Raw genomic sequence first — 652 nt, 5'->3', positions numbered from 1 at the left:
GCGATGGCACTGAGCTTGGCCTGACTGTGCAAGGACAGGTCGGTGCCACGCGGAAGATATTGGCGCAGCAATCTGTTGGTGTTTTCGTTTGACCCGCGCTGCCAGGGAGATCGAGGATCACAAAAGTAGACCTCGACCTCGGTGGCCAATGTCAGGCGTTGATGGTCCGCGAGTTCCTTGCCTCTGTCCCAGGTCAGCGACCGGTAAAGTTCGCTGGGCAATCGCTGCGATTGCTTGATCAGTGCCGAGACAACGCTTTCGGTATCTTTGTTCGCAACCTTGACCAGCATCACGTAGCGCGAATGGCGCTCGACAAGCGTTGCGACATAACTATTCCCCGATCCACCGATCAGGTCGCCCTCCCAATGGCCTGGCACCGCACGATCTTCAACCGACGGCGGTCGCTCGCTAATGGATACGGCATTCTTGATCTGGCCGAGCCCGTTTCGTTTCATGCTGGCGTGCCTGGACCGGCGGACCGTGCGCCTCGCCCTCAGGTGCTCAAGAAGCTCCTTTTTCAGCACGCCGCGGGCCTGAATGAACAGGCTGCGATAGATCGTCTCGTGTGACACCTGCTTTTCAGGTTCCCCCGGATATGTGCGCTTGAGCCAGCCGGCAATTTGCTCCGGTGACCATTGCCGCTGCAGCAAGG

At 58.9% G+C, this 652-nt stretch carries 1 protein-coding gene; it reads right to left on the bottom strand.

The window, feature by feature from the left end; genetic code table 11:
- Nucleotides 1-652 (bottom strand): IS30 family transposase (locus KIP88_RS45955; RefSeq protein ID WP_214494644.1); only part of this gene is annotated, 652 nt, incomplete at both ends.

Source organism: Bradyrhizobium sp. SRL28, from assembly GCF_018596315.1.
GTDB lineage: Bacteria > Pseudomonadota > Alphaproteobacteria > Rhizobiales > Xanthobacteraceae > Bradyrhizobium.
Note: the sequence above shows the minus strand (reverse complement) of the source record. Positions and strands in the feature narration are given on the sequence as shown.